Origin of the sequence: Streptomyces sp. NPDC088254, from assembly GCF_044740925.1 — a bacterium.
Taxonomy (GTDB): domain Bacteria; phylum Actinomycetota; class Actinomycetes; order Streptomycetales; family Streptomycetaceae; genus Streptomyces.
Map to the genome: position 1 here is coordinate 321,619 of NZ_JBIURQ010000007.1, position 25,973 is coordinate 347,591.

The 25,973-nt window shown below is 72.2% G+C and carries 24 protein-coding genes; 11 read left to right on the forward strand and 13 right to left on the reverse strand.

The genetic code is table 11. The features are described from left to right. Positions 1–42 precede the first annotated feature (42 nt). The 3 genes from ACIOC0_RS22085 to ACIOC0_RS22095 are packed head-to-tail and all read left to right on the forward strand — an operon-like array spanning position 43 to position 2,533. Positions 43–1,188 carry an ABC transporter ATP-binding protein gene (locus tag ACIOC0_RS22085; RefSeq protein WP_402156919.1) on the forward strand — a complete coding sequence of 382 codons (1,146 nt, stop codon included), beginning with the start codon at positions 43–45 and terminating at the stop codon, positions 1,186–1,188. After that, on the forward strand, positions 1,185–1,859 hold the full coding sequence (locus tag ACIOC0_RS22090) for an ABC transporter permease (protein ID WP_402156921.1): 675 nt from the start codon (positions 1,185–1,187) through the stop codon (positions 1,857–1,859). The genes ACIOC0_RS22085 and ACIOC0_RS22090 overlap by 4 nt, the downstream gene beginning before the upstream one ends. Further along, positions 1,856–2,533 carry an ABC transporter permease gene (locus ACIOC0_RS22095; RefSeq protein WP_402156922.1) on the forward strand — a complete coding sequence of 226 codons (678 nt, stop codon included), beginning with the start codon at positions 1,856–1,858 and terminating at the stop codon, positions 2,531–2,533. Before ACIOC0_RS22090 ends, ACIOC0_RS22095 begins: the two co-directional genes overlap by 4 nt. A gap of 109 nt (positions 2,534–2,642) precedes the next feature. Here ACIOC0_RS22095 and ACIOC0_RS22100 read toward each other — a convergent pair whose 3' ends face one another. From ACIOC0_RS22100 to ACIOC0_RS22115, 4 genes are read right to left on the reverse strand one after another with little or no spacing between them, the layout of a single operon-like run. Then, positions 2,643–3,242 carry a GTP-binding protein gene (locus ACIOC0_RS22100; protein WP_402156924.1) on the reverse strand — a complete coding sequence of 200 codons (600 nt, stop codon included), beginning with the start codon at positions 3,240–3,242 and terminating at the stop codon, positions 2,643–2,645. Continuing rightward, positions 3,229–3,669 carry a DUF742 domain-containing protein gene (locus tag ACIOC0_RS22105; protein ID WP_402156925.1) on the reverse strand — a complete coding sequence of 147 codons (441 nt, stop codon included), beginning with the start codon at positions 3,667–3,669 and terminating at the stop codon, positions 3,229–3,231. Before ACIOC0_RS22105 ends, ACIOC0_RS22100 begins: the two co-directional genes overlap by 14 nt. A 50-nt stretch (positions 3,670–3,719) precedes the next feature. Then, a complete protein-coding gene (locus ACIOC0_RS22110; RefSeq protein ID WP_130438043.1) occupies positions 3,720–4,196 on the reverse strand; it encodes a roadblock/LC7 domain-containing protein in 477 nt (158 codons plus the stop codon). Beyond that, on the reverse strand, positions 4,193–7,084 hold the full coding sequence (locus ACIOC0_RS22115) for an ATP-binding protein (protein ID WP_402156927.1): 2,892 nt from the start codon (positions 7,082–7,084) through the stop codon (positions 4,193–4,195). Before ACIOC0_RS22115 ends, ACIOC0_RS22110 begins: the two co-directional genes overlap by 4 nt. A 261-nt stretch (positions 7,085–7,345) precedes the next feature. Here ACIOC0_RS22115 and ACIOC0_RS22120 point away from each other — a divergent pair, with 261 nt between their 5' ends. After that, positions 7,346–8,302 carry an ABC transporter substrate-binding protein gene (locus ACIOC0_RS22120; protein WP_402156929.1) on the forward strand — a complete coding sequence of 319 codons (957 nt, stop codon included), beginning with the start codon at positions 7,346–7,348 and terminating at the stop codon, positions 8,300–8,302. Between the two features lie 97 nt (positions 8,303–8,399). Then, positions 8,400–8,819, forward strand: a complete 420-nt coding sequence (locus tag ACIOC0_RS22125) for an ankyrin repeat domain-containing protein (RefSeq protein ID WP_402156931.1) — start codon at positions 8,400–8,402, stop codon at positions 8,817–8,819. Positions 8,820–8,826: 7 nt separating this feature from the next. Here the strand turns inward: ACIOC0_RS22125 and ACIOC0_RS22130 are convergent, their stop codons facing one another. From ACIOC0_RS22130 to ACIOC0_RS22160, 7 genes are all read right to left on the reverse strand, one after another. Beyond that, complete coding sequence (locus tag ACIOC0_RS22130) at positions 8,827–9,423, reverse strand: GTP-binding protein (protein ID WP_402156933.1); 597 nt, start codon at positions 9,421–9,423, stop codon at positions 8,827–8,829. Then, positions 9,410–9,772 (reverse strand): DUF742 domain-containing protein, encoded by a 363-nt coding sequence (locus tag ACIOC0_RS22135; protein WP_402156935.1) that lies wholly within the window; start codon positions 9,770–9,772, stop codon positions 9,410–9,412. Before ACIOC0_RS22135 ends, ACIOC0_RS22130 begins: the two co-directional genes overlap by 14 nt. A gap of 1 nt (position 9,773) precedes the next feature. Beyond that, the gene (locus ACIOC0_RS22140) at positions 9,774–10,208 is read right to left on the reverse strand and encodes a roadblock/LC7 domain-containing protein (RefSeq protein ID WP_402156937.1); all 435 of its coding nucleotides are present in this window, start codon (positions 10,206–10,208) and stop codon (positions 9,774–9,776) included. 11 nt (positions 10,209–10,219) lie between these two features. Continuing rightward, positions 10,220–12,847 carry a nitrate- and nitrite sensing domain-containing protein gene (locus tag ACIOC0_RS22145; protein WP_402156938.1) on the reverse strand — a complete coding sequence of 876 codons (2,628 nt, stop codon included), beginning with the start codon at positions 12,845–12,847 and terminating at the stop codon, positions 10,220–10,222. A 72-nt stretch (positions 12,848–12,919) separates the two neighbouring features. Then, complete coding sequence (locus ACIOC0_RS22150) at positions 12,920–13,933, reverse strand: substrate-binding domain-containing protein (protein ID WP_402156939.1); 1,014 nt, start codon at positions 13,931–13,933, stop codon at positions 12,920–12,922. 370 nt (positions 13,934–14,303) lie between these two features. Beyond that, entirely contained in the window at positions 14,304–14,726 is a 423-nt protein-coding gene (locus ACIOC0_RS22155) for a DUF6114 domain-containing protein (RefSeq protein WP_351092242.1), read from the reverse strand. Further along, on the reverse strand, positions 14,723–15,391 hold the full coding sequence (locus ACIOC0_RS22160) for a DUF6230 family protein (RefSeq protein ID WP_402156941.1): 669 nt from the start codon (positions 15,389–15,391) through the stop codon (positions 14,723–14,725). The genes ACIOC0_RS22155 and ACIOC0_RS22160 overlap by 4 nt, the downstream gene beginning before the upstream one ends. Before the next feature lie 704 nt (positions 15,392–16,095). Here ACIOC0_RS22160 and ACIOC0_RS22165 point away from each other — a divergent pair. Beyond that, the gene (locus ACIOC0_RS22165) at positions 16,096–16,734 is read left to right on the forward strand and encodes a Tat pathway signal sequence domain protein (protein WP_402156943.1); all 639 of its coding nucleotides are present in this window, start codon (positions 16,096–16,098) and stop codon (positions 16,732–16,734) included. 36 nt (positions 16,735–16,770) lie between these two features. Here ACIOC0_RS22165 and ACIOC0_RS22170 read toward each other — a convergent pair whose 3' ends face one another. Beyond that, the gene (locus ACIOC0_RS22170; protein WP_402156945.1) at positions 16,771–17,745 is read right to left on the reverse strand and encodes a lytic polysaccharide monooxygenase; all 975 of its coding nucleotides are present in this window, start codon (positions 17,743–17,745) and stop codon (positions 16,771–16,773) included. A 358-nt stretch (positions 17,746–18,103) separates the two neighbouring features. Between ACIOC0_RS22170 and ACIOC0_RS22175 the strand changes: the two genes are divergently transcribed. Further along, positions 18,104–19,906, forward strand: a complete 1,803-nt coding sequence (locus tag ACIOC0_RS22175; protein ID WP_402157162.1) for a S8 family peptidase — start codon at positions 18,104–18,106, stop codon at positions 19,904–19,906. Positions 19,907–20,030: 124 nt separating this feature from the next. Here the strand turns inward: ACIOC0_RS22175 and ACIOC0_RS22180 are convergent, their stop codons facing one another. Further along, a complete protein-coding gene (locus ACIOC0_RS22180; protein WP_402156947.1) occupies positions 20,031–20,678 on the reverse strand; it encodes a ScbR family autoregulator-binding transcription factor in 648 nt (215 codons plus the stop codon). A gap of 172 nt (positions 20,679–20,850) precedes the next feature. On the opposite strand from ACIOC0_RS22180, the gene ACIOC0_RS22185 reads away from it, so the two are divergent. The 4 genes from ACIOC0_RS22185 (at position 20,851) to cyc2 (ending at position 25,973) form a co-directional block, all read left to right on the forward strand. After that, positions 20,851–21,753 carry a ScbA/BarX family gamma-butyrolactone biosynthesis protein gene (locus ACIOC0_RS22185; RefSeq protein WP_402156949.1) on the forward strand — a complete coding sequence of 301 codons (903 nt, stop codon included), beginning with the start codon at positions 20,851–20,853 and terminating at the stop codon, positions 21,751–21,753. A 67-nt stretch (positions 21,754–21,820) separates the two neighbouring features. Then, positions 21,821–22,471 (forward strand): ScbR family autoregulator-binding transcription factor, encoded by a 651-nt coding sequence (locus ACIOC0_RS22190; RefSeq protein ID WP_402156950.1) that lies wholly within the window; start codon positions 21,821–21,823, stop codon positions 22,469–22,471. A gap of 27 nt (positions 22,472–22,498) precedes the next feature. Next, positions 22,499–23,683: a damage-control phosphatase ARMT1 family protein gene (locus tag ACIOC0_RS22195; RefSeq protein ID WP_402156951.1), complete on the forward strand. Its 1,185-nt coding sequence runs from the start codon at positions 22,499–22,501 to the stop codon at positions 23,681–23,683. Positions 23,684–23,804: 121 nt separating this feature from the next. Beyond that, positions 23,805–25,973, forward strand: coding sequence for a germacradienol/geosmin synthase Cyc2 (gene cyc2 / locus ACIOC0_RS22200; RefSeq protein WP_402156952.1), 2,169 nt, complete (start codon positions 23,805–23,807; stop codon positions 25,971–25,973).

Sequence of the window (25,973 nt, forward strand, 5' to 3'; positions counted from 1 at the left end):
AGAGCGGGCGGAGACTGTCAGACCCGAAGGGCATTCGGCGTTTTGATACGGATAGATTCAGTCACGAAGCGATACCCGGACGGCACCGTGGCGGTCGACCGGCTCTCCCTCGACATACCGGACCGCTCCATCACCGTGCTCGTCGGCCCCTCCGGATGCGGCAAGACGACGACCCTGCGCATGATCAACCGGATGGTCGAGCCCACCGAGGGCGCCATCCTCCTCGACGGCGAGGACATCCAGCGGCAACCCGTCGAAACGCTGCGCCGGTCCATGGGATACGTCATCCAGAACGCCGGTCTCTTCCAGCACCGCACGATCGTCGACAACATCGCCACCGTGCCCCGCCTGCTCGGCTGGAGCAAGGACAAGTCCCGTTCGCGGGCACGGGAGTTGATGGAGCGGGTCGGTCTCGACGCCTCGCTCGCCAAGCGGTACCCCTACCAGCTCTCCGGCGGCCAGCAGCAACGCGTGGGCGTCGCACGGGCGCTCGCCGCCGATCCGCCGGTCCTGCTGATGGACGAGCCGTTCTCCGCCGTCGACCCCGTCGTCCGCAAGGGACTTCAGGACGAACTCCTGCGCTTGCAGGCCGAGTTGGGCAAGACGATCGTCTTCGTCACGCACGACATCGACGAGGCGGTGAAGATCGGCACCATGGTGGCGGTGCTGCGCACCGGCGGCCGGCTCGCCCAGTTCGCGCCGCCCGCCGAGCTGTTGAGCCATCCGGCCGACGAGTTCGTCGAGGACTTCCTCGGCGCCGATCGCGGCGTGCGGCGCCTGTCCTTCTTCACCTGCGCCGGACTCGACCTGCTCACCGCGCCGATCGTCGCCGTCGACGCGAGCGCCGAGCAGATCGCCGCCCGCGCCGGCGCCGGAGCCCCCTACCTCCTCGTCACCGACGTCGAGGGCAAGCCGCTGGGCTGGGGCGAACCGGGCGAGTTGACCGCCGGGCGGATCGACGCCGCCCGGCTGCTCTCCTGCGGCAGGCCGTTCACCGCGGGCACGGACTCGCTGCGGGCCGCGCTGGACTGCGCCGTGCTCTCGCCCACCGGCTGGGCCGTCGCCGTCGACGAGGAGGGCCGGGCGGCCGGCGTCGTCTCCCAGCAGAGCATCGGCGAGGCGATCCGGGGCGCCCACGCCGAAGGCCGCGGCGAGGCGGCCAAGACCGCGGTGAAGGCCGTCCGGTGAACGGGTTCTTCGACATCCCGAGCGACCTCCAGCACAGTTGGGCCGGTCTCATCGGGCTGCATCTGCGCGAGGCCCTGCTGCCGGTCCTGGCCGGTCTGCTGCTCGCCCTGCCGCTCGCCCAACTCTGCGTGCGGCTGCGCTGGTTGTACCCGCCGGTGCTGTGGGTGACGACCGTGCTGTACGCGATCCCCTCGCTGGCCTTCTTCGTCGTCCTCATCGACTACACCGGCCAGACCGAGCTGACCGTGATGATCCCGCTGACCGTCTACACGCTGGTCGTCCTCGTCCCCGCGATCGTCGACGGGGTGCGCTCGGTGCCGCAGGAGACGCTCGCCGCCGCCACCGCCATGGGCTTCGGGCCCGTACGCCGCTACCTCCAGGTGCAGTTGCCGATCGCCGTGCCCGCGATCATCGCCGGGCTGCGGGTGGCGACCGTGTCGAGCATCAGCCTCGTCAGCGTCGGCACCCTCATCGGCAACCAGGGCGCCCTCGGCAACCTCCTGCACGACGCCACCATCTACAACCGGCCGGAACTCGCCTGGAACGCCGTGCTCACCATGGCCGTCCTCGCGATCCTCGCCGACGGCCTGCTGGTGCTCCTGCGCGTCCTGCTCACGCCGTGGATGCCGAGCGGCGCCCGTACGCCCCGGAAGGCGGTCGCGACCCGGTGAACGTCCTCAACTTCGTCCACGCCTTCTTCAGCGACGGCGCCCACTGGCAGGGCTACGACGGCATCCCCACCCGCCTGGGGGAGCACGCCGGTTACACCCTCGAAGCGCTCGCCCTCGCCGCCGCCGTCGGACTGCCGGTCGGTCTGCTCACCGGGCACTACGGCCGGGGCGGCAACGCGCTGTCCATGGTCGCCACCGCGGGGCGGGCGCTGCCCACCTTCGGCCTGCTGGTGCTGATGACCCTGCTGCTCGGCTTCGGCATGCTGCCGGTGATGATCCCGCTGGTCGTCCTCGCCGTCCCGCCCATCCTGGTCACGACGTACGAGGCCGTGCGCTCCGTCGACCCCTCCCCGGTCGACGCCGCCCGGGGCATGGGCATGCGGGAGAGCGGGATCCTCTTCCGGGTGGAGCTGCCGGTCGCGCTGCCGCTGATCCTCGGCGGCCTGCGCTCCGCCGCCATCCAGATCGTCTCCACCGCCACCATCGCCGCGTACGTCAGCCTCGGCGGCCTCGGGCGCTACATCGTCGACGGTCTCTACCAGCGCAACTACGAGAAGGTGGTGGGCGGCGCCACCCTGACCGCCGTGATGGCCCTGGCGACCCTCGCGGTGTTCTGGGCCGTGGCCCGGGTGGCGGTGTCGCCGGGAGTGCGCCGGGGCGACCCGAAGGCCTGACGCGACGGGAAGCGCGCCACCGCCCCGCGGGGGAGGCGCGCTCACCCCTGAGTCCGCGCCGCGGGGGAGGCGCGCTCACCCCTGAGTCCGCGCCGCGGGGGAGGCGCGCTCACCCCTGAGTCCGCGCCAGCGCCTGTTCCAGCACCACCAGCAGCGCGTCGCGGACCGAGCCGCGCTCGCGGGCGTCGAAGACCAGCACCGGCACGCCCTCGGACACGTCGAGCGCCCAGCGGACCTCCTCCAGCGTGTGCGCGACCTGGCCGTCGAAGGCGTTCACGGCCACCGCGAACGGGATCCTCCGGTGCTCGAAGTAGTCGACGGCGGCGTAGCAGTCGTCCAGGCGGCGCGTGTCGACGATGACGAGCCCGCCGACCGCGCCCTCCACGATGTCGTCCCACATGAACCCGAACCGCTCCTGCCCGGGCGTGCCGAACAGGTACAGCTTCAGGGTGGGGTCGATGGTGATGCAGCCGAAGTCCATGGCGACGGTGGTCGTCGTCTTGCGCGGGGTGTGGCTGAGGTCGTCCACGCCCGCGGCGACCTCGGTGATGGCCGCCTCGGTGGTCAGCGGCTCGATCTCGGAGATCGCGCCGACGGCGGTGGTCTTGCCCACGCCGAAGCCGCCCGCGATCACCAGCTTCACCGGCAGCGGGGGCCGTACGGCGCCCTGGTCGGCGGTGTGCCGTACAAGCGGTTCAGTCGGAGTCACGGAATACCCCCCGGGAGTCGGGGATGGCACGGAGGCCATCGATGAGCCTGCGCAGGACGGACGCGTCGTGGGCGACGCCGGCGTCCGGCACGTGCACCGACAGCTGCCCCGCCGCGCGCAGGTCCTCGGCGAGGACCCGCACCACGTTCAGGTGCAGCCGCAGCCGGGCCGCGATCTCCGCGATCGACTGCGGCACCCGGCAGGCGGCGACGATGTCGTGCTGTTCGAAACAGAGCCGGTCGAGGGCGCCGAGCCCGTCGGCGGTGGCCACCAACTGGGTCTCGACGGGCATCGTCCGCCCGGACGACGCCTCGCCCGCGCCCGCGACCCGCCCGGCGGTGACCAGGAAGGGCCGGACGGCGGACGCGGGACCGACCGGTGTGGCGCCGTCCTCGCCGGCGTCGCGCGCGGTGCGGCCGTCCGCCATCGCTGCTTCGCTTCCTCTCTGGACCGGCGGGCCGGGCGCCGACGGCCGCCTCAGCGCGACCTGACGGCGCCGACGCTGTTCTTCAGCTCCAGGACGAGCTGCGGACTCAGCGCGGCGCCCGCGCGGTTGGCGAACACCGTCATCTCGTAGGCGATGTTGCCCAGCTTGGCCTCCTTGTCGGTGACCACGCCGAGGACGGCGCCGCTGCCGATCGCGGAGACCAGGACGTGGCCGCCTTCGAGGTCGATGATGACCTTGTTCAGCCCGCCCAGGCCGTAGTTGCCGGAGGCGCCCGCGGCCAGGCTGGTGATGCCCGAGACGATCGCGGCCAGCCGCTCGGAGTCGGCGTGCTCGCGCAGCTCCGACACGGCGATCAGCAGGCCGTCGGAGGACACCGCGATGGCGTCCACCACCCCGGCGGTCTCGGTGGCGAATCGGTTGAGCAGCCAGGTGAAGTCGGCTGCGGCGGCCCGCAGGTCGGTCGGCGTGGCGTCTCCCGGGGGAGTCTCACCTGTCGACGTGCTCACTGCTCGGCTCCTTCCGGAAGGTGGTTCTGGCGGTGCGCGGGGTTCCGGTGGTCGGTGTCCTGCGTGTCTTGCGTGTCTTCGGTGCCGGGGGTGGCGGCGGGGACCGCGGGGCGGGGGTGCTCGCCGGTGTCGCGGTGGGCGCGCTCCACGGCCGCCTCGAACTCCTCCAGCGCGCTGCGGACGGCGTCCGCGTCCACGGGCCGTGCGGGGCCGCGCGCGGCCTGCTGGGCGGCCTCGGCGGTCGTGCGCAGCGTGGCGCCGCGGACCCGGCGGCGCAGCGGGCGGGGGCCGTCGGGGGCGGGTTCCGCCGGGGAGGATCCGGCGGGGCGGGACGCGTCCGCCGGGCGGTCGGCCCGGGCGGGACGGCCGGAGGTGCTGCCCTCGGAACGGGTGTGGGGGACCGGGGCGGGGTGGCGGGCCCCGGTGGGGGCGGTGGGGGCGGCCGGGGCGGTGTGGTGGGCCTGGGGTCGGGCGGCCCGGGGAGCCTCGGTGCGGGGGGCCGGGGCGGGCTGGTGGGTCGCGGTGCCGGTGTGGGCGGGGGCGGGCGCGCCTTCGTGGGCTGCGGTGGGGGCCGGGGCCTGTTCGTCGCCGTGCGTTCCGGTGCCGTCGGGGAGACCCGGGTCGGACGTCCTCGCGTGGGCCGGGGGCTGCTCGTCCTCCGTGGCCGCGGGTGCCGGGTGCGAAGGCTGCGGCTCGTCGGCCGACGCCGGGTCGCGCCGGGGGACGCGGCGGGGGAGCGGGGCCGGCTCACCGTCGTCGACGACCCAGGCCGGGACGGAGAGGGCACGGGAGGGGCCGGACGCGGGCGCCGAGGGCGCGGGAAGCGAACCGCGCGCCTCCGCGTCCGGGTTCGGCCCTGTGTCCGGGTCCGCCCCCGTGAGCGTTCGCGCGGCCCTGGCGTCGCTCGTGCCACCCGGCTTCAGGAGCAGGGCGGACGGGATCACCGCTTCCGCCGTCACACCCCCGCCGGGCGTGCGGGAGAGGGTGACGGCGATGTCCCAGCGGCGCGCCAGCGCGCCCACCACGAACAGGCCGAGCACCTTCGTCGGCACCACGTCGAGGCGCTCGCGGCGCACCAGGCGGGCGTTCTCCTCGGCCAGGCGTTCCGCGCTCATGCCCAGACCGTGGTCGGCGACGGTGATCGTCGCACCGCCGTCGACGGAGTCGACGGCCACCTCGACGGGGCTGCCCTCCGGCGAGAACGCCACGGCGTTCTCCAGGAGTTCGGCGACCATCAGCGTCAGGTCGCCGATGACGTCGGGTTCCACCATGACCTCGGTCCCGGCGTGCAGCCGTACCCGCTGGAAGCCCTCGATCTGGCCGAGCGCGGCACGCACCACGTTGGTCAGCGCGCTGGGGCCGGAGTCCAGGACGGCCTCGCGGATGCCGGCCAGCAGCATCAGACTGTCGGCGTTACGGCGCAACCGGACCGCGATGTGGTCGATGGAGTAGAGCCGTTCGAGCAGCGCGGGGTCGGTCTCGCCACGCTCCACCGCGTCGATCAGCGCGAGTTGACGGGTCGTCAGGTTGCTGACGCGGCGGCCCACGTTGCCGAACATCTCCGCCACGTTGCGCCGGCTGAGCACCTGGCGCTCCAGCAGCGCGGCCGCCGTGGTCTGAACGTTGTTGAAGGCCTCGGCGAGTTCGCCGATCTCGTCGTCCGCGGTGACCGGCAGCTCGCGCAGACGGGGCGGCCCGCTCTCCTCGGCGTCGTCGTCCGCCACCCGCGCGAGCTCGCGCCCGGCGACGTCGGCGACCTCCTGAGCGACCCCCGTCAGGGCCAGCACCGGGCGGATCACGCTACGGCGCACCAGGACCGCGAGGGCGATCCACAGGGCGAAGCCGAGCAGCGCCAGGCTGAGCAGCAGACCGGCACGCCACTGGGCGCCGGTCGACGCGTCGTCGGCCCGGTCGGCGATCTGGCCGATGAGCGAGCCGGTGATCTCGACCCGCGTCGAGGCCTGCTGGCTGTAGAGGTGGTAGGAGTCGAGCGCCTCCCGGAACGCCGTGCGCAGCTCGTCCTTGGAGTCGGCCTGCAACTCGCTGGGGTCGACGGCCAGTTCGGCGTAGTGCCGACCGATCGCGGCCATCGAGGAGTTGTGCTCGATACCGCCGAGCTCGTCGGTCTGCGCCTCGCCGGCGAACCGGGCGAACCGCCCGGACTGGTAGGCGTACGACTCGGCGGAGCCCACCGCGTTCATGAACTCGATGAGGGCGTTGCTGTCGCCGGTGCGGGCGGAGAAGACACCGGTCTCGAAGGCGCCGTGCGCGGCGTCGGCGCGCAGCAGCGAGTCGAGCAGGTTGCCGGTGAAGGTCGTCGCGAGGTCGGAGTTGCGGTCCAGGCCGAGTCCGTCGATGAGGCCCTCGGCGGCGCCCGTGTACGCGGGGTCGATGTTGTCGGCGGGGAGGAAGCCCTGCTCGATGGTGTCGCGCAGGCCGGCCAGGCCCTCGATCTCCCTGAGCGCCTGCGCCTCACCGGCCGGCAGCCGCCCGCCGAACGCGTCGCGCACCTTCTGCACCTGTGAGTCCACGGCGAGTTGGGCGACCCGGTAGGCGCTGGTGGAGGGGGTGCCGCCGTCGAAGGACGCCTCGTGCCGCACCGAGAGCAGGATGGCCTGCTGGTGCTCCGCCTGTATGTCGGTGACGAGTCGGGCCACCTCGGCGCTGTCGCGGACCAGCCGGGCCGCCGACTCGGCGCGGTCGGACTCCTCGACCAGGTTGACGATGAGGTACGTCAGCAGCAGCGCGATCACCGTCATCGGCACGCCGACGAGGACGTTGAGCTTGCGCTGGAAAGGCCACCTGTCGGCGAAGCCCCGCGGGCCCCGGCGGACCGGTGAGGCCGCCCCGGACGACCGGGCGGGCGCGTCCACCGGCTTCGTGGACACCAGGCCTCCTTCAGGGTCTCGCAGGCACACGCCGTTGCGACCGACGTCAACTGCCGTGACACTATCGCGCCTTTGTGCGGTCAGGTTGTCGCCCTAAGTCAAGAATCCATTACGAAGCGCCCCTTTCGCGAACACGGTCGGTCACAAATCGAAGCCGATCGGTAACCCGGAGGCACTTGACTGATGGAGAAGCGGATGGATTGGATCAGTTGCAGCGTGCTTCAGTTCCCTCTCACCGACCCCGAGCCCGGAACGGCAACCGTGACTTCCAACGCCCACAGCAGCAGGTCCCTCCGGCACCACCGCGGCGCGGCAGCCGTCGCTCTCGTCGCGACGACGGTTCTGCTGGCGGGATGTTCCTCCTCCGACGACACCACCGACCCGCTCGCCGAGGGGAAGGCGGACGGCAGCACCGTCGTCGTCGGCTCCAACAACTTCGCCGAGAGCATCCTGCTCGCGGACATCTACGGCGAGGCCCTCAAGGCCAAGGGCATCAAGGTGTCCTACAAGCCCAACATCGGCAGCCGCGAGACCACGTACGGCCTGCTCAAGAACGGTTCCATCACCGTTCTGCCCGAGTACAACGGCTCCCTGCTCGCCTACTTCGACCCGAAGGCCGAGCAGAAGTCGACGGAGGCGGTCAACGCCGCCGTGAAGGCCAAGCTCGACCCCAAGCTGACGCTGCTGGAGTCCTCCGCGGCCGAGGACAAGGACTCCGTCGCGCTCAACCAGGAGACCGCGAAGAAGCACAACCTCACCGCCGAGTCCACCCTCGACGACATCAAGGACATCGCCCCGCAGCTGGTCCTCGGCGGCTCGCCCGAGTTCCAGACCCGGCAGCAGGGCATGGTCGGCCTCGAAGCGGTGTACGGCCTGAAGTTCAAGTCCTTCAAGGCGCTCGATGCCGGCGGCCCGCTGACCCAGGCCGCGCTGAAGAAGGACACCGTGCAGGCCGCGGACATCTTCACCACCGATCCGACCATCAACAGGGACAAGTTCGTCGTCCTCAAGGACCCGAAGAACCTCTTCGGCTTCGCCAACGTGACCCCGCTGGTCTACAAGAGCGGGCTCTCGAAGGAGGGCGTCGACGCGCTCAACGCGGTCTCGGCCAAGCTCGACACCAAGACGCTGCTCGACCTCGACGATCAGGTGCAGCTCCAGCGCAAGGACCCGCTGGACGTCGCCAAGGCGTGGCTGAAGTCGGCAGGCCTGTCCTGAGGCCCGCGGCGGCCGGGGCGGGCCGAGTGGTGACCTGCTCCCGGTCCGCCGGAAAACGGGAGGCGACCGCAAGCGGTCCCCGCTACCCTCGGCGGCCGTGAACAGAAGACGGCGGAAGAAGCTGACGGCACGCCTGGTCGGCGCGGCCGGGTCCGGCGACCGGCAGGGCGTGGCCGCGCTGTTGCGCGCCGGCGCCGATCCGGCGGTGGCCGACATGGACGGCCGTACCCCCCTCTACGCGGCCTCCGTGCACGGGGCGGCGGAGACCGCCCGGCTCCTTCTCGCCGCCGGAGCCCCACCCGACGTGGAGAGCGGCGGCCTCGGCTCCGAGGGAACACCCCTGTGCGCGGCCGCCTGTTGGGGGCACACCGACACCGTCCGCGTCCTCCTGGCCCACGGCGCCGACCCCGCCCGCCGCGAGGACCACGGCACCGGCCGCACCCCGCTGGAATGGGCGACCGCGGGGCCGTACCCGGAGACGATCGCCGTACTGCGCGCGGCGGGAGCCACGCTCTGACGGAGTGTCAATTACGGATCTGCCGGCCCGCGTCGGCGATCAGCAGATCGAGCAGCCCGATCAGCACATCCCGGCACGACTCCCGTTCCCGGGCGTCGCACAGCAGCACCGGAACGCCCGTCGGCAGCGCCAGCGCCTGACGGATCTCGTCCGCCGGATAAGGGTGCAGCCCGTGGAAGCCGTTGACCCCGACGACGAACGGGATCCTGCGCCGCTCGAAGAAGTCGATCGCCGCGAAACTGGCGTCCGGCCGGCGCACGTCGATCAGCACCACCGCCCCCAGCGCGCCGACGGCCAGGTCGTTCCACATGAACCAGAACCGCTGCTGCCCCGGCGTGCCGAACAGGTACAGCACCAGGTCGTCGCCGATGGTGATCCGCCCGAAGTCGAGCGCCACGGTGGTGGACCGCTTCTCCTCGATGCCCTTCAGGTCGTCCACGTCCAGCCCCGCGACGGTCAGCGGCTCCTCCGTGCGCAGGGGCGCGATCTCGCTGACCGAGCCGACCATCGTGGTCTTGCCTACGCCGAAACCGCCGGCGACGAGGATCTTCACCGCGTCGGGCGCCGCGGGGGCCCCGGCGGCGGTGGGGTCAGATGTGGTCAAGGCCGTCCCTCACTTTCTGCAGCAGCTCCAGGTCCCGGCCGCCGTCACCGGTCACGGGACGGGGCGGCCGGGCCGTGATCAGCCCCGCCTCCAGCAGATCGCAGAGCATGATGACGACCACGCTCACCGGCAGGTCCAGCAGCGCCGCGAGCTCCGCAACGGCGACCGGCCGGGCACACATCCGCACGATCCGCGCATGCTCGGGCTGCGGCCGGTTCGCCCGCTCCGGCGGTGGGTCCACAGCGGTCACCGTCGTGATGAGCGTGAAGTCGGCACGGCTGGGCCGGGTCCGCCCGCCGGTGAGGGCGAACGGCCGTACCAGCCGGCCCGCTTCGTCGCCTCCGCTCACCTCACCCGCCGAGGCGGCGCGAGGCGGGACCGACACCGGTCCGCGGCGCCGCGCTGAGGTGCTCGCCGATCTTCTTCACCAGCATGTTCATCTGGTACGCCACCACACCGACGTCCGCGTGCGAACCGGCCAGCACGACCAGGTGGGCCCCTGGGCCGGCCGAGGTGAGGATCAGGTAGCTGTTCGCCATCTCTATGAGCGCCTGGCGCACCGGGCCGCCGCGGAAGTCCATGCTGACGCCCTTGCTGAGGCTCATCAGGCCCGACGCGGTCGCCGCCAGCCGCTCGGCGTCCTCGCGTGTGAAGCCCAGGGACTTGCTGATCACCAGCCCGTCCTCGGAGAGCACGACGGCCTGGTTCACATCGGCGACCTTCTCCACCAGTCCGGTGAGCAGTTGGTCGAGCTTGGTGTCGGTGGCGGGCGTGGAGTATGTCATCGCGGTGTCCTTCATGAGCGGTCGGCGGGCGGTGTCGGGGTCGGGGCGGCTGCGGCCGTCTCCTCGGGGCGGGAGGGCGGCCCGTCGGCGTCGTCGCGTGCGCGCAGGGTGCCGCGCTGGAAACCGGCGAGAGAGGAGGCGGCGCGCTCCGCGGTGAACTCCTCGAACGTCTCGCCGTCGTCGGTGCGACCGCCTGCCCCGTCGCGTGCCGGCTCCTCGCGCAACTCGGCGACGAGGCTGGTCTGCGGGACCCGGCGGGGCAGCGGCGGGACGCCGGGTGAGCGGCCGGAGCCCGCCGCACCGGGCGCGGGCGGGCTCGCGGCCGTCGCGGCGGGCGTCTCCTTGCGCGTCCGCACCCCCGCGGCGCCGGGCGTCCTGACGGGCAGGCCGGTGTCGGGAGCCGGCGGGGAGGGCGGAGGGCCGTCCGGGCCGTCGGTCGCGCTCGGCGCTCCAGACTCGTCCGGCGTGTCTGACGCGTCCGGCGGCTGCGAGGCGTGCGCCTCGTCGTGCGCCGGGACGACGGCGTCCCGCGCGGTCGTGACACGCGGTGCGGTGAGCGCCTTGCGCACCGCTTCCAGCACGCCCGGCGCGGGCGATGACACGGCGGAGTTCGGGGTGTCCGGCTCGACGGTCGGCCCGGTCGGCCCGGCCGGCCCGGTCGGCCCGGTCGCCCCGGAGCCGTCTGGCTCAGCGCGCTCGCCGTCCGCCGTCTCCCGTACCACGATGTCCTTCGGCAGCAGCACGATCGCCGTGGTGCCGCCGTACGGCGAGGGGCGCAGGGTCACGGCGATGCCGTGCCGGGTGGCCAGTCGGGCGATCACGAACATGCCCAGCCGCAGGTCGTCGGCGAGCGCCACCACGTCGAACTGCGGCTCCACCGCCAACTGGGCGTTGAACGACGCGTAGTCCTCCTCGGACAGCCCGAGACCGCGGTCCTCCACCTCGACCGCCAGGCCCTTGGCCACCGTCGTCGCCCGCACCGCGACCGGGCTCGGCGCCGGGGAGTAGGACGTCGCGTTGTCGATGAGCTCGGCCAGCAGATGGATCACGTCCGCCACGGCCGGAGGGGCGACGCACACCTCCTCCTCGGTGTGCACCTCCACCCGCGCGTACTCGGCGACCTCGCCGACGGCGCTGCGCAGGATGTCGACCAGCGCGACCGGCTCCGACCAGCTTCGCCCCGGCCGTCCGCCGCTGATGATGACGAGGTTCTCCTCGTAGCGGCGCAACTGGGAGGCCGAGGAGTCCAGTTCGTACAGTCCCTCGAGGACCTCCGGGTCCTGGTGGGCGCGTTCCAGGGCGTCCAGCTTGCTCAGCTGGAGGTTGACGAGGTTCTGGCTCTGCCGTGCGATGCCCAGGATGACCTTCTGGAACCCGCGGCGGGTGTCGGCGAGTTCGACGGCGGTGTGCACGGCCGTACGCTGCGCGGTGTTGAACGCCTGGGCCACCTGGCCGAGTTCGTCCCCGCCGTAGTCGAGGGGCGGGGCCGCCGAGTCCACGTCGACAGTCTCTCCCCGGTCGAGCCGGGCCACCACCTCCGGGAGCGTCTCCCGAGCCAGACTCAGCGTTGCCATCCGCAGCCCGCGCAGCCGCCGGAACAGGGATCGGGTGATCCGCCAGGACATCCCGACGCACAGCAGCAGCGCCACGAGCCCGGCGGCGCTCAGCGCGCCGGCCTTGACCAGCAGATCGCGCGCTTCCACCGCGCTGCTTTCGAGCAGCGCCTCGGTCCGCTGCCGGATCAGCGCCGAGTACTGGTCGGAGACCTCGATGAGGGCGGCGCGCCACTGCCCGCGCACGTCGGGCAGGGGGACGTCCCCGTTCTCGCGCTGGTCGGCCCGGGCGGCGAGCACCCTGTCCTCGACGGACTCCAGGGTGCGCCACTGCGGGCTGCGCAGGATCTTCTCGGCCTGCGTCTTCGTCGAGCCGGTGAGGGAGGGCACGATCTGGTCCTGGACCAGCCAGCGGCGGGCGTTCACCGTCTGCGCGAACGCGGCCCACTCCTTCTCGTCCATGCGCCCCTTCGGGCCGGCGAGCGTGAGGTACAGGTCCTCCTCGGAGACCAGCTCGGCCGCGTGCTCCAGGGCGACGAGCGGGCCGGCCTGCGAGGTGAGGTCGCCGTCGTCGACCTGGGACAGCTCCTGGAAGGCATGGATCTGGTCGTCGATGATCGACGTGTACTGGTCCAGCGCCTGAGCGGCGGTGATGTCGGTGGGGTCGTCCACCTGACCCCGGTAGTACTCCAGGCTGCCCACGGAGGCGATCACCGAGAACATCCGCTCGCGGACGCGGGCGGGCGCCCGCTGGATGTCGTTCGCGCGGGCGACCAGCTTCTCGACCACCGCGTCCGTCTTCGCGCGCTGCGCCTGAAGCGCCGCGCGGGAGCCGTGGGGCGCGGCCAGCCACACCGCCGACAGGCTGCGCTCCTGTTGCAGCGCGAGCGTGGCCTCGGTGCCCATGGCGCCGGTCGAGCGGCTCAGTTCGGTCTGCGCGCGCAGCCGCATGCCCTCGGAGAAGATCTGGATCGTCGTCACGCTCCACATGGCTGCGAGGGTGACGCCGGGCACCAGCGCCAGGAGGATCAGGGAGAGACGTATGGAGCCGAGACGGCGGCGCCGGGCACCTGTCCGTGGTGACATGGTCGTCCTTGGGCGAGCGGCGGGGGAGCGGGGCGGGGCGTGCGGACCGGTCAGCGGTCGGGCAGCGGCCGGTCAGCCGGTTCCGGCGGTGGCGTACCGGGCGCCGTCGGTCACATCGGCCTTCGTGACGAAGGCGGGGCCGGTCAGGACCGGGGCCGTGCCGCCGCCGCTGACGCCTCCGTTCGTCTCGTGGAGCCAGAGCGCGTCCACGGCGAGATAGCCCTGGAGCCACGGCTGCTGGTCCACCGCGAACCGGACCCTGCCGTCGCGGACGGCGGCGACCACGTCCTTGTCCAGGTCGAAGGTGGCGACCTCGGCACCGCTGCCGGCGTCCTTCGCCGCCTTCACCGAGGCCAGCGCGACATGCGCCCCGTTGGCGACGACTTGGTCGACCGATGCGTCCTGCCCGAGGCGGGCCGCCACCGCGGCGGTCATCGCGTCCGGGTCGGTGCCGTCGACGTAGAGCATCTCGGTCTCGCCGGCGAACGCCTTCTTCACCCCGGCGCAGCGGGCCTCCAGGGCGACGTTGCCCCGCTCGTGGATGACGCACAGCGCGTGCTTCCTGCCGAGTGCGTCGAGCCTGTCGCCGACGGCACGGCCGGCGACGCTCTCGTCCTGCCCGAAGTACGCCAGCAGCCCCGCGGAACGCCAGGCGTCGATGCCGGAGTTGAGGCCGACCACGGCTGTGCCCGCCGCCCTGGCCTCCGTCACCGGGCCTTTCATCGCCCGGGGCTTGGCCAGGGTCACCGCGATGCCGTCGACCCTGTCGCGGACCGCGTCCCGCACCAGCGCGGCCTGTCCGGCGGCGTCGGCGTCGCTCGCGTAGGTCAGTTCGACGCCGTCCTTGGCGGCGGCCGTCTCCGCGCCCCTGCGCACCGACTCCCAGAAGGCGTCGCCCTGCGCGCCGTGGGTGACCAGGGCGACCCTGATCCGGTCGCCGGGGCGTCCGGCCGTCTCCTGGTCCGGGCCGGAGGCGGTCGCGTCGGAACAGCCGGCGACGAGGAGGAGACAGAGGGCGGCGGAGGCGGCCGCCCGCGCGGCTCCGGGGGAAGCGGAGGGCGAGCGAGCGGGCAGGGGAGTGTTCATGGAGGGCTGTACCTCGCTGTGCGGCAGAGCAGGAGGACGTGCGAGCGCTGCCGGAACGAAGGGGCGCGTACCGGCGAAAGGTTTCGCTGGCTCGGAGCCAACCGCGTGTGACCGCCGGTAGTCAAGTGAACGACCACTCGTGGTGAGGTGCTGCTGCCGCATCGTGATGTGGAACGGACACCACGGGCCCGCAGGAGAGGTCACCGCAGGTGAATTGACTGGCTGTCAATCACAGTGGAAGGCGCACTGCGCCCTCACGGCGCCCGGGGCGGCGCATGCCCGTGTCAACGCCCGGGAGGGCGCATGCCTGTGCCGGCGCAGTCGCCGGCGCCGGCACAGGGGACGACAACGGTGACCGTGCCGTACGGGGTCAGGCCGGTTCCCCGTGGTGGGGGAAGGCCATGGCCTTGTCCGCCAGGGCGTCCTTGCGCCGCTGACGGCGGCTGCGCCGGGGTTCCTGGTCGGGCACCCACCCGAAGGCCATGCAGCTCCCCGTGACGCCGAGGAGCAGGCCGATGACGAAGCCCCCGATGTTCGAGGTGACCCACGAGCCCAGCGAGCACAGGACGCCGATGATCGAGTAGAAGAGGCGCTGCGAGGGGTTGAACAGGATCAGCAGCCCGCACAGCAGCATCACGGACGGCAGGAGATAGCCCGCCAGTCCCTGCATGCCGATGCGCAGCAGGACCGGCAGGGGAGCCTTCATGGTCAGCAGGATCTCCGCGCCGCCCAGGGCGAGCAGCACTCCGCCGGCGAAGGGCCGGTGCCTCCTCCAGTCCTGGAAGCGGTTCACTGCGGGCAGCCCTTGCCCCCGAACCTCATGTGGAGGTCGGGAAGCTTGAACACGGCCGCGGTGGCGGCGTAGTTGTGCTGGTAGAGGTCGGTGATGACGACCTTGTCGGCCTGCTGGCCGTAGACGCCGGCCGGGCCCTGCTTGCCGACCTTGTCGAAGGTGCTGGAGTCGCGGCCGATCTCGATGTTGTTGAAGGCGGCGTCACCGGTGATGTCGTCGGAGTCGATGGCCAGGTTCTCCACGTCGACCTTGGTGCCCTTGTCGCCCGCGGTGAGGACGAGCTGGATGCCGCCGAGGTCGACGCTCTGACACAGGTTGGTCAGCTTGCCCTTCTTCACGACCGAGGTGACGACCAGCACCTGGCCGCCGGTGTCGCCCTCGTTGGGGCTGTTCTCGATCATGTGGTCCAGCGCGCCGAACTGGGCGAAGCCGTCGCCCTCGAGCTTGTCGGCGGTGACCACGAACGGCATACCGGAAATAGCGAACTGCACACCCAGCGCTCCCTGGGCGGTCAGGACCGCGAGGCCGGCCGCGACGAAGGTCGCGGGCACCGCCATCACGGCGGCCCGGCGAAGCCGGACCCGGCCGCGTCTTACGGCCGAACCGCTCTCGGGGTTCTCGGGGGTGTTGTCGGCGGACGACGTGACGTCCGTGGACGAGGCCATGTCTGCTCCCATGGGCATAGTCATGCGGGTTGGGCTTCAGTGGCGTCGTTGTCCTGGCGCGGACAGCGGACTGTCGCGCACCGCTCCTCACAACTCCCGGATGTCGTCGCAAGGGCTTACCCGTTACGCGTCAGTAGCCTCTTCGGAAGTTACCGATGGTTACACCTAGGGGTCAAGGGAGATGTGGAAAAACGGTGTCCATTGTGTATCGCCTGTGATCCACACTGTCGCCCAGGTGCACGTATATGTCGAATGGATCATCAACTTGGCTTCAAATGCTTGACGTTGACTGACCATCAGGTCTACAACTCTCGTGGCTCAGCCCGGATCCGTGGCGCCGGATCCGCAGCGTGGTGACATCGGCCGCGCTCCCGGACACGGGTCCGGCCGCCGTCAGCCGGCGGCCGGACCTCCTGTCAGTACCGGCATTCCCGCCCGGGCATCCAGCACGGGCTTTCTGCGCCCCGAGTCCCCTTCGTCCACCGGCGCCGCCCACGGCCACCACCCCCTGTCCGTGGGGTCCGACGCCTCTCACCGCTGCCGGTCCGTCACGTACGGAGAAGGCGTGACGGGCCGGTTCCGGCCGACGCGGACTCGCGTCCCCTCTGTTCCCACGACCACCGTGTCCGACCGCCCCCCACCCGATCCCCCTCGTTCGGCCGACTTCCCCGAACGACCCCCCACTTCAGAAATGAGGCACCCGCATGCGCGTCCGTACCCTCCTCGCCGCCGTCGGTTCCGTCGCCGCCCTCTCGCTGACGGCCGTCAGCCCCGCGTCGGCCGCCGACCCCGCGGTCCTTTCCACCGCGGGCGGCGACATCGCCGTCGGTGAGGTCCTCACCGCGTCCCTGGCCGCCGGCACCAACGCCACGTTCTACTCCAGCGCCACCGGCACCAGCGGCATCTCCTGCACGACGTCCAGCTTCTCCGCCACCGTCACCGACAACCCGGCCGCCCCCGGCACCGCCTCCGAGTCGCTCACGCAGCAGAACTTCACCGGCTGCACCTCCAACGTCCTGGGCGTGCTCGGCGTCAACAGCATCACCGTCAACAACCTCCCGTACACCGCGGCGGTCACCTCCGGCGGCGGCCTCGACGTCACCGCGGCGCCCGGCGCCCACATCCGCACGACCGTCAGCCTGCGCACCCTGCTGGGCAGCGTCAGCTGCGTCTACGAGGGCGCCAGCCTGGTCGGCACGACGGACAACGCCGACAGCAGCATCGGATTCGTCAACCAGCCGTTCGCCAAGGTGTCCGGCTCGTCGCTGTGTTTCGCCAACGCCTTCTTCAGCGCCAAGTACGCCCCGGTGACCGCCGCCGGCGGCCCGGTCATCGTCAGCTAGCAGCAAGCAGCGACGAGTTCACCGGGCCCGTCCGCGTCAGCGCCGTCGCAGTCGCAGTACCAGGGCGACGCCGCCGGTGAGCAGCAGCGCCGCCGCGGCGCCGCCCGCGACGAGCGGCGTGGACGGCCCCGAACCGGCCCCGGTGGCATCCGCCACCGGGGTGCTCGCCGTGTCCGCGGCAGGGGCCGCGGGGTTCCCCGCGCCGACGCCCCCGCGCGCCGGCGCGGCCGCCGTCGAGGGGACGCCGCTCGCCGAGGGGCTCGCCGACGGCCGCCCGGAGTCCCCGCCCGCCGCGGGGGCCGACGTGGCCGGCGTGGGCGCGGTGGACGGGGCGGTGGACGCGGGTGCGGCCGGCGAGGAGGACTCGGCTCCCGGGAACACCACGTCCGAGCACGAGTAGTACGTGTCCGGCGTGCTGCTGTTCTGCCAGACCGTGTACAGCACCTGACGCCCCGTCCGGTCGGCGGGCAGCTTCGCCGAGAAGCGGTAGGCGCCACCGGTCAGCGCCGGGTCCTTGACCTCGGCGAACGGGCGCTGGGGGAGATCTGCCCAGGTCAGCGGCTTGGCCGGATCGTAGCCCTGCTTCGTCAGATACAGCTTGAACGTGCCCTTGTGCGGGATGGTCGAGACGTACGTCATCCGCAGCGTCCCGCCCGGCGCGACCCGCGTCGACGGCCAGTCGGAGCGCGCGAGGTCCAGCCCCTTGTAGGCGGACAGACCCCCGCTGCACAGCTCGCCGTCGGGGATCGTCTGCCGGTCCCGTCCGCTCACGTTCGCGACCCGCAGGTTGTCCCAGGCGCCCAGCTGCCCGCCGTTCGCCCGCACGGCGGCCCGGCACGCGGCCGAACGCGACGCCGAGCCGCCGTCGGGGGAGCAGGCGTACACCCGGCTCGCCGGGTCCGTGGGCGCTCCGTGCGCCTGTGCGGGGCCCGCGGCCCACAGGCCCAGAAGCAGCGGGCCGAGCGAGGTGAGGGCCAAGGCGGCGGCGCGGTGTGCGGTCGTGCGGGGCATCGGGGACGTCTCCTCGGCCGGCGCGGATACGGTCTGCCGTGCAGTACGGGAAACCGGTGTGACGCGTTCACCATGCCCACGCACCGGGTGTCACCCGAGCAAACCCGCCTATTCGCGGGCCCGTTGACGACGTCGAGGGTGATGTTCCGGCCCGATCGAGGGTTTCCCCGGTATCCGGTTGCCGATTCGTTTGCCTATCGTTCCCCCACGACCGCCCCACAGGTAACCCCTACAAGGAGCGGTTCCTCCGCCTGGCCGGCCCATGCGTCGCTCTTCGATTCACCCCCCGCCGCTTCGACGCCGAAGCGAATCGACTGCTGCTCCGCCCTGTCCGGAGCAGGCCATGAAAGGCACGCCGTTGCGCACCTCCCCCGCCCTGAGACGCAAGCTGATATCCGTCGCCGCCCTCTCCGCGGCCCTCCTCACCGCCGCCTCCACCGCCTCGGTCTCCGCCGCCCCGGACGGCGACCCGCAGGCCGCCGCCGTCCCCGCCGCCCAGATCGAGGCCGCGCCCGGCGCCCCCGCCGAGCGCCTCATCGTCGGCTACAAGCCGGACGCCGCCGAGGCGAAGTCGAACCCGGCCGCCGAGGCCGACGCCGCGGCCAAGGGCAAGGAGACCGGCGAGGACGTCGACTTCCAGCGCCGCCTCGGCACCGGCGCCGCCCTGGTCGACCTGGGCGAGAACCTCAGCAGCGCCGACGTCGCCGACGTCGTCGCCGAGTACCGGGCCGACCCGCAGGTCGCCTACGTCGTCCCGGACCGCCTGAACACCCCGAAGGCCGACCCGAACGACACCGAGTACGCCAAGCAGTGGGACCTGTTCGAGCCCACCGCCGGCATGAACGTCCCCGCCGCCTGGAGCACCGCCACCGGCGCCGGCGTCACGGTCGCCGTCATCGACACCGGCTACGTCGCCCACTCCGACCTCGCCGCCAACATCGTCGGCGGCTACGACTTCATCGCCGACACCGCCGTCTCGGTGGACGGCGACGGCCGCGACAGCAACCCGGCCGACCCGGGCGACTGGTACAACGCGGGGGACTGCGGCTCCGGCGTCCCCGCCTCCGGCTCCTCCTGGCACGGCACCCACGTGGCCGGCACCATCGCCGCCGTCACCGACAACGGCAAGGGCATCGCGGGCATCGCCCACGGCGCGAAGATCTCCCCGCTCCGGGTGCTCGGCAAGTGCGGCGGCTACGACTCCGACATCATCGACGCCATCACCTGGGCGTCCGGCGGCACCGTCTCCGGCGTGCCCGCCAACTCCAACGTCGCCAAGGTCATCAACATGAGCCTCGGCGGCGACGGCGCCTGCACCTCGGCGACGCAGACCGCGATCAACAACGCCGTGAACCGGGGCACCACCGTCGTCGTGGCCGCGGGCAACGAGAACGACAACGTCGCCAACCACTCCCCGGGCAACTGCAACAACGTCATCTCGGTCGCCGCGACCAGCCGCACCGGCGCCAAGGCGTCCTACTCCAACTTCGGCTCCCTGGTGGACATCTCCGCGCCCGGCGGGCAGACCAGCACCGGCACCGCCAACGGCATCCTGTCCACGCTGAACTCCGGCACCAAGACGCCGTCGGGCGAGAACTACGCCTACTACCAGGGCACCAGCATGGCCACCCCGCACATCGCGGGCCTCGCCGCGCTGCTGAAGTCGGCGAAGTCCTCGCTGACCCCGGCCCAGATCGAGTCGGCCATCAAGGCCAACGCCCGCGCGCTGCCCGGCGCCTGCTCGGGCGGCTGCGGCGCGGGTCTCGCGGACGCGGCCAAGACGGTCGCGGCCGTCACCGGCACCGGCTCCACGCCGGGAGCCACCTTCTCCAACACCACCGCCGTGGCCGTCCCGGACAACGGCGCGGCGATCGAGTCCGCCATCGCGGTCACCGGCCGCACCGGGAACGCGCCCGCCGCCCTCCAGGTCGGTGTGAACATCACCCACACCTACCGCGGTGACCTGGTCATCGACCTCATCGCCCCGGACGGCACGGCGTACCGCCTGAAGTCGTCCAGCTCGGACTCGGGGGACGACGTGGTCACGACCTACTCGGTGAACGCCTCCAGCGAGGTTGCCAATGGCACCTGGAAGCTGCGCGTCCAGGACGTGGCGGCGCAGGACACGGGCCGGCTCAACAGCTGGCAGCTGACGTTCTGAGCAGTCCGGGCAGCGTGAGCTGCCGGTGAACGGGCGGGCCGGCCGGTGTGGATGGACACCGGCCGGCCCGCCGCACGTCCGCTCGCGGGCCGTACGCCCCGGGCCGGCGCCGTGCGAGACCCCCTCAGGAAGCCGCGCGCTCCAGCGAGGCCAGCACCCGGACCCCCCGGTCTGCCCGGGTGTCGAGGCCGGGCAGCAGCCCCGGCACGGCGATGCTCGGCAGGATGTGGGACCACATCACCGCCAGCCGCTCCCCGAGGTCCGCCCGGTCCGTGAGCGCCCGCGACATCAACTGGATGCCGGTGAAGGAGCCCACCAACAGCTCGACCGTCGCCGCCGCCCGTACCGTGGGCAGCAACTCGCCCTTATCCCCGGCCTGTTCGAGCAGCTCGGTCAACCGGCGCGCCCACTGCAGGAACGGCTCGGCGTGGTCCACGCCCGAAGGCGTCTCCTGGTCCACCGCGAGCCGCATGCTGCCCCTCAACAAGGCGTTGTCGCGCAGCCGCTGGCCCACGACGAACGTCATGTCGACGATCTCCTGGAGCCTGCACGGCTGCGGCGGGACCGCCCCGAAGGGAACCTGCTCGCTCAGGACCGCCCGCGCGAGCGCCTCCTTCGACGGGAAGTGGAAGTACAAGGCGCCTTTGGTGACGTCGGCGCGCTCCAGGACCATCGCGATGGTGGTGGAGGCGTAGCCGTACTCGTCGAAGACCGCGCCGGCCGCTTCCAGGATCGCTCTCCGCGTCCTGATCGCGCGCTCCTGTCTTGCCATAACAGCCCCTTCACGGCGGCGACTTGACCTCACCCGCGATCGTGCGCGGGCGCGGCCCGTTCATGGGATGCCGTCGACTGATCTCATTGAAAACAAACCGGTCGCCTCGTACTCTAACGCTCGACGAAGCGGACGGATCTCCGTCTGCCGTGGCCGACCCGGGGGAAGAGAGATGACTCGACCGCGGCAACTCGCCGACGCTCCGTCCCTCACGGCGACCGTCGCACGGCAACTGGTGCACCGCGCCGCCGTCGCCGAAACGTTCCTCACCGGCTGGCGGCGCACCGGAACCGACCGCTTCTCGGTCTCGGCCCAGTGGCCCCGCGTCCACCCCGTGCACGTGTCCTGCGACCGGTCGGCCTACGATCCGCTGCTCGTCGTCGAAACCGTGCGGCAGAGCGGCACCTTGATCGCGCACACCGAGTACGACGTGCCGCTGGACCACCAGTTCGTGCTCCAGGAGTTCCGGATCGCCACCGTAGCAGGGAAGTTGGGCGTCGGACCGCTGCCCGCCGAACCGGAGGTCGAACTCGCCTTCACCGACGTCCGGTACCGGGGCCGGCGCCCCGCAGCGGTGCGCTACAGCGCGCGCGTCCTGCGCGACGGCGACCTCGTGGCCACCGCCGACGTCGCCTTCAGTTCCGTCGGCGCCTCCGTCTACCGCAGGCTGCGCGGCGGCCGCACCCCGGGCAGCGTGACCACCGTCCCCGTGCCCGAGGCGGTGCCCGCCGCCGGCGTCGGCCGGGCTCTGGCCGCGGACGTCGTCCTGGCCGGAGCGGGGAGCCGGGGCCGCTGGCAGCTCCGGGTCGATACCGCACACCCCGTTTTCTTCGACCATCCGCTCGACCATGTGCCGGGCATGCTCCTGCTGGAGGCCGCCCGCCAGGCGGCCCGTCTGCGCACCGGCGCCGAACACCCCCCGGTGGCCTACCGGGCGCGCTTCCACCAGTACGCCGAGCTGGACGAACCCGTCTGGATAGAGGCGCGGGACAGGCCCCAGGACGAGGTGCAAGTGGTCGCCGTACAGGGGGAGTCGACGGTCTTCGAATGCCTGGTGGCCACCGCGGCACGGTGAGTTATGGTGTAGAGGGGGCAAGAAACAAACGGCATGACCCGTTCTTTACAGCCAGGAGTGCCAGGCGATGGCGAGGCAGTTACGCGCCGAACAGACCCGCGCGACGATCATCAGGGCCGCAGCCGAGCTGTTCGACCGGCACGGCTACGAGTCGACCAGCCTCAGTGACATCGTCGAGCACGCCCGTGTCACCAAGGGCGCGCTCTACTTCCACTTCGCGGCCAAGGAGGACCTCGCCCACGCCATCCTGGAGCTGCAGTCCGAGGCCTCCCGCCGGGTCGCCGGCGAGATCGACGAGCGGGGCTGCTCCTCCCTGGAAGCGCTGATGCGTCTCACCTTCGGCATGGCGCGGCTGTCCGTCGAGGGGCCGATCACCCGCGCCGGCCTGCGGCTCGCCACCGGCGGCGTCGCGATCCGGCCGCCCCTGCCGCACCCCTTCGCCGAGTGGCTGGACCTGGTCAACCGGCGGCTCGCCGGCGCGGTCAGAGAGGCCGACATCCACCCTGACGTCGACGTCGACGCCGTCGCCCACTCCCTGGTCTGCTTCTTCGTCGGCACCCGGGTCGTCGGCCGCTCCCGGGAACCGGCCGCCCGCCTCCCGCGCCGCACGGCCGAGATGTGGCACGTGCTGATCCGGGGCCTGGTCCCGGTCCCTCGCCGCCCCCGCTACCTGACCCTGGCGGCCCGCCTGGAGCACGAGGTCATGGCCGTGGTGTGAGCCGACGGCCGCGATACCGTGATCCGTATGTCCGACGACGATGTCCCGCCCGTGATCCTCGGAGACACGCCCGGCTCCTTCCCGCACGGCGTGCTCGCCGAGCGGCACCCCGCGATCATCCGACAGGTCCGCGAGGCGTTCCCCTACGATCCGGCGGTGCGCGGTGCGCTGGACGCGCTGCTGGAGAGCTGCGCCGACGGCGTCGTCCCGCCGCTGCCCGAGGACGCCCACGACCGGGAGCGCTGGCGCGGTTGGGGGCTCGACGCCCACGTCGGGCGCTCCTGGCACGACATCCCCTGGCTGTGGGCGGAGAGCTACTTCTACCGGCGCCTCCTCCAAGCCGTCGGCTACTTCGGCGACGGACCCTGGCAAGGCGTCGACCCGTTCCGTCCGTTCAAACTGGCCGAGCTCGACGCGCCCGAGACCGGCCAGGAACTGGCCGCGCTCGACGGCCTGGCCACCCGCCCGGCCGACGAGCGGGCGCGGGCCCTGCTCCACGGCTCGCTCTGGGGGAACCGCGCGGACCTCGGCTTCCGCCTCTCCGACGCGGACGCCCGGCACCGGGCCGCGGCGCCCGGACTGGTCGCCGACGACAGCGAGGCCCTCTGGTCGCTGCTGCCCGCCACCTCGGGCGCCTCCGGCACCCTGTGCCTGGTCGCCGACAACGCGGGCCGCGAACTCGTCCCCGACCTCCTCCTCGCCGCCCACCTCCTCGCCCACGGGCGGACCGGGCGGGTCGTCCTGTACGTCAAGCCGTACCCGTACTACGTCTCCGACGCCACCACGGCCGACGTCGTCGACGCGCTGCGCGCGCTGACCGCCGCCCCGGGCGAGGGAGCCGCGTACGGCCGCCGGTTGTGGGCCGCGATGGCCGACGGCACCCTCGCGCTGCGCGCCCACCCCTTCGCCGCCGCGCCACTGCCCTACGCCGAGATGCCCGGCGACCTGCGGGCGGAGTTCGCCGCCGCCACCCTCACGATCATGAAGGGCGACCTCAACTACCGCCGCCTGGTGGGCGACCGGCTCTGGCCGCCCACGACCCCCTTCGCTGACGTCACCGCCCACTTCCCCGGCCCGGTCGTCGCCCTGCGCACGCTCAAGTCGGATGTGATCACAGGTCTGTCGGCGGCCACCGAGGAGGCCCTGGACGCCGCGGAGGGGCAGCGCTGGCGCACCGCCGGGACCCGCGCCCTGATCCAGGCGAGGACCTGACCGGCCCCGCCGTCGCACCTCACGGGGCCCGAATCGCAAGCATTCCCGCCCGGTTCACGCGATGGTGTGACCGTGCGCCGCCCCGCGGATGGCCCCCGGAGCTCGCGGGTAGGGCCCGGCCATGACGCAGCCGTTCGAACTCCCGGACTTCTACATGCCGTATCCCGCGCGGCTCAACCCGCACGTCGACGAGGCACGCGCCCACTCGACGCGGTGGGCGCGCGAGATGGGCATGCTGGAGGGCTCCGGGATCTGGGAGCAGGCCGACCTGGAGGCGCACGACTACGGCCTGCTCTGCGCCTACACCCACCCCGACTGCGACGGCCCCGCCCTGTCGCTGATCACCGACTGGTACGTGTGGGTGTTCTTCTTCGACGACCATTTCCTCGACATGTTCAAACGCACCCCGGACCGGGCCGCCGGCAAGGCCCACCTGGACCGGTTGCCGCTGTTCATGCCGCTCGACCTCGCCGCATCCGTGCCCGAGCCGCGCAACCCGGTCGAGGCCGGACTCGCCGACCTGTGGCAGCGGACCGTCCCGGCGATGTCCGCCGACTGGCGCCGCCGCTTCGCCGTCGCCACCGAGCACCTGCTCAACGAGTCGATGTGGGAGCTGTCCAACATCAACGAGGGGCGGATCGCCAACCCCGTCGAGTACATCGAGATGCGCCGCAAGGTGGGCGGCGCCCCCTGGTCGGCCGGTCTCGTCGAGTACGCCACCGCCGAAGTCCCCGCCGCCGTGGCCGGGTCCAGGCCCCTGCGCGTGTTGATGGAGACCTTCTCCGACGGCGTCCACCTGCGCAACGACCTCTTCTCCTACCAGCGCGAGGTCGAGGACGAGGGCGAGAACAGCAACGGCGTGCTCGTCCTGGAGACGTTCTTCGGCTGCACCACCCAGCAGGCCGCCGACACCGTCAACGACATCCTCACCTCCCGCCTCCACCAGTTCGAGCACACCGCGCTCACCGAAGTGCCCGCGCTGGCCCTGGACTCGGGACTCAGGCCCGACGAGGTCGCCGCGATCGCCGCCTACACCAAGGGACTTCAGGACTGGCAGTCCGGCGGACACGAGTGGCACCTGCGCTCCAGCCGCTACATGAACCAGGGCGCGGCCGCCTCCGTCCCGCCCTGGCAGCGGCTCACCGGCCCCGGCACCTCCGCCGCCGACGTCGGCGCGCTGCTCGCCTCGGCCGCCCGGCAACGGCTGCGCGCGCACGGGCACCTGCCGTACGAGAAGGTCGGGCCGTCCCGGCTGCCCGACTTCCACATGCCGTTCCAGGTGGAGCTGAGCCCGCACCTCGACGCGGCCCGGCATCGCCTCGTGGAATGGACGCGCCGCATGGGCGTGCTGTCCGAGGGGGTCTGGGACGAGGACAAGCTCGCCTCCTGCGACCTCGCGCTCTGCTCGGCGGGACTGGACCCCGACGCCACGCCCGAGGCCCTCGACCTCAGCGCCGCATGGCTCGCGTTCGGCACCTACGGTGACGACTACTACCCGCTCGTCCACGGCCACCGCCGCGACCTGGCCGCCGCCCGGCTGACCACGGCCCGCCTCTCCGCGTGCATGCCCGTCGAGAGCGGCGCGCCGGCCGTCGTCCCCGTCAACGCCATGGAGCGCGCGCTGATCGACCTGTGGGGGCGCACCACGGCGGAGATGAACGCCGAGCAGCGGCGCACCCTGAGGACGGCGGTCGACGCGATGACGGAGAGCTGGGTGTGGGAGCTGTCCAACCAGTTCCAGAACCGTGTCCCCGACCCGGTCGACTACCTGGAGATGCGCCGCGCCACCTTCGGCTCCGACCTCACCCTCAGCCTGTGCCGGATGGGCCACGGCCCCGCTGTGCCGCCGGAGATCTACCGCAGCGGTCCCGTCCGCTCGCTGGAGAACGCGGCGATCGACTACGCCTGCCTCGTCAACGACGTCTTCTCGTACCAGAAGGAGATCGAGTACGAGGGGGAGATCCACAACGCGATCCTCGTCGTGCAGAACTTCTTCGGCTGCGACTACCCGACGGCCCTCGGCGTCGTCCACGATCTGATGACCCAGCGCATGCGCCAGTTCGAGCATGTCGTGGCACATGAACTCCCTGTCCTGTACGACGACTTCGACCTCCCGGCGGAGGGCCGGGCAGTCATGGACGGTTATGTGGCCGACCTGGAGAACTGGCTGGCGGGGATCCTGAACTGGCACCGCGCGGTCGACCGCTACAAGTCCGGCTATCTGAGCAGGCGTTCCCACGGCTTCCTCCCGGATCGCGCGCCGGCCCTCCCCGCCGTGCCGGTCGGCTGA

Bases quoted from the DNA above. Each gene is read 5' to 3' on its own strand.
- ACIOC0_RS22105 (WP_402156925.1), bottom strand. From the start codon at position 3,669: ATGGCGGACGGCCGCACCGCGCGCGACGCCGGCGAGGACGGCGCCACA.
- ACIOC0_RS22140 (WP_402156937.1), bottom strand. From the start codon at position 10,208: ATGACATACTCCACGCCCGCCACCGACACCAAGCTCGACCAACTGCTC.
- ACIOC0_RS22145 (WP_402156938.1), bottom strand. From the start codon at position 12,847: ATGTCACCACGGACAGGTGCCCGGCGCCGCCGTCTCGGCTCCATACGT.
- ACIOC0_RS22150 (WP_402156939.1), bottom strand. From the start codon at position 13,933: ATGAACACTCCCCTGCCCGCTCGCTCGCCCTCCGCTTCCCCCGGAGCC.
- ACIOC0_RS22160 (WP_402156941.1), bottom strand. From the start codon at position 15,391: ATGGCCTCGTCCACGGACGTCACGTCGTCCGCCGACAACACCCCCGAG.
- ACIOC0_RS22165 (WP_402156943.1), top strand. From the start codon at position 16,096: ATGCGCGTCCGTACCCTCCTCGCCGCCGTCGGTTCCGTCGCCGCCCTC.
- ACIOC0_RS22170 (WP_402156945.1), bottom strand. From the start codon at position 17,745: ATGCCCCGCACGACCGCACACCGCGCCGCCGCCTTGGCCCTCACCTCG.
- ACIOC0_RS22180 (WP_402156947.1), bottom strand. From the start codon at position 20,678: ATGGCAAGACAGGAGCGCGCGATCAGGACGCGGAGAGCGATCCTGGAA.
- ACIOC0_RS22185 (WP_402156949.1), top strand. From the start codon at position 20,851: ATGACTCGACCGCGGCAACTCGCCGACGCTCCGTCCCTCACGGCGACC.
- ACIOC0_RS22190 (WP_402156950.1), top strand. From the start codon at position 21,821: ATGGCGAGGCAGTTACGCGCCGAACAGACCCGCGCGACGATCATCAGG.
- ACIOC0_RS22195 (WP_402156951.1), top strand. From the start codon at position 22,499: ATGTCCGACGACGATGTCCCGCCCGTGATCCTCGGAGACACGCCCGGC.
- cyc2 (WP_402156952.1), top strand. From the start codon at position 23,805: ATGACGCAGCCGTTCGAACTCCCGGACTTCTACATGCCGTATCCCGCG.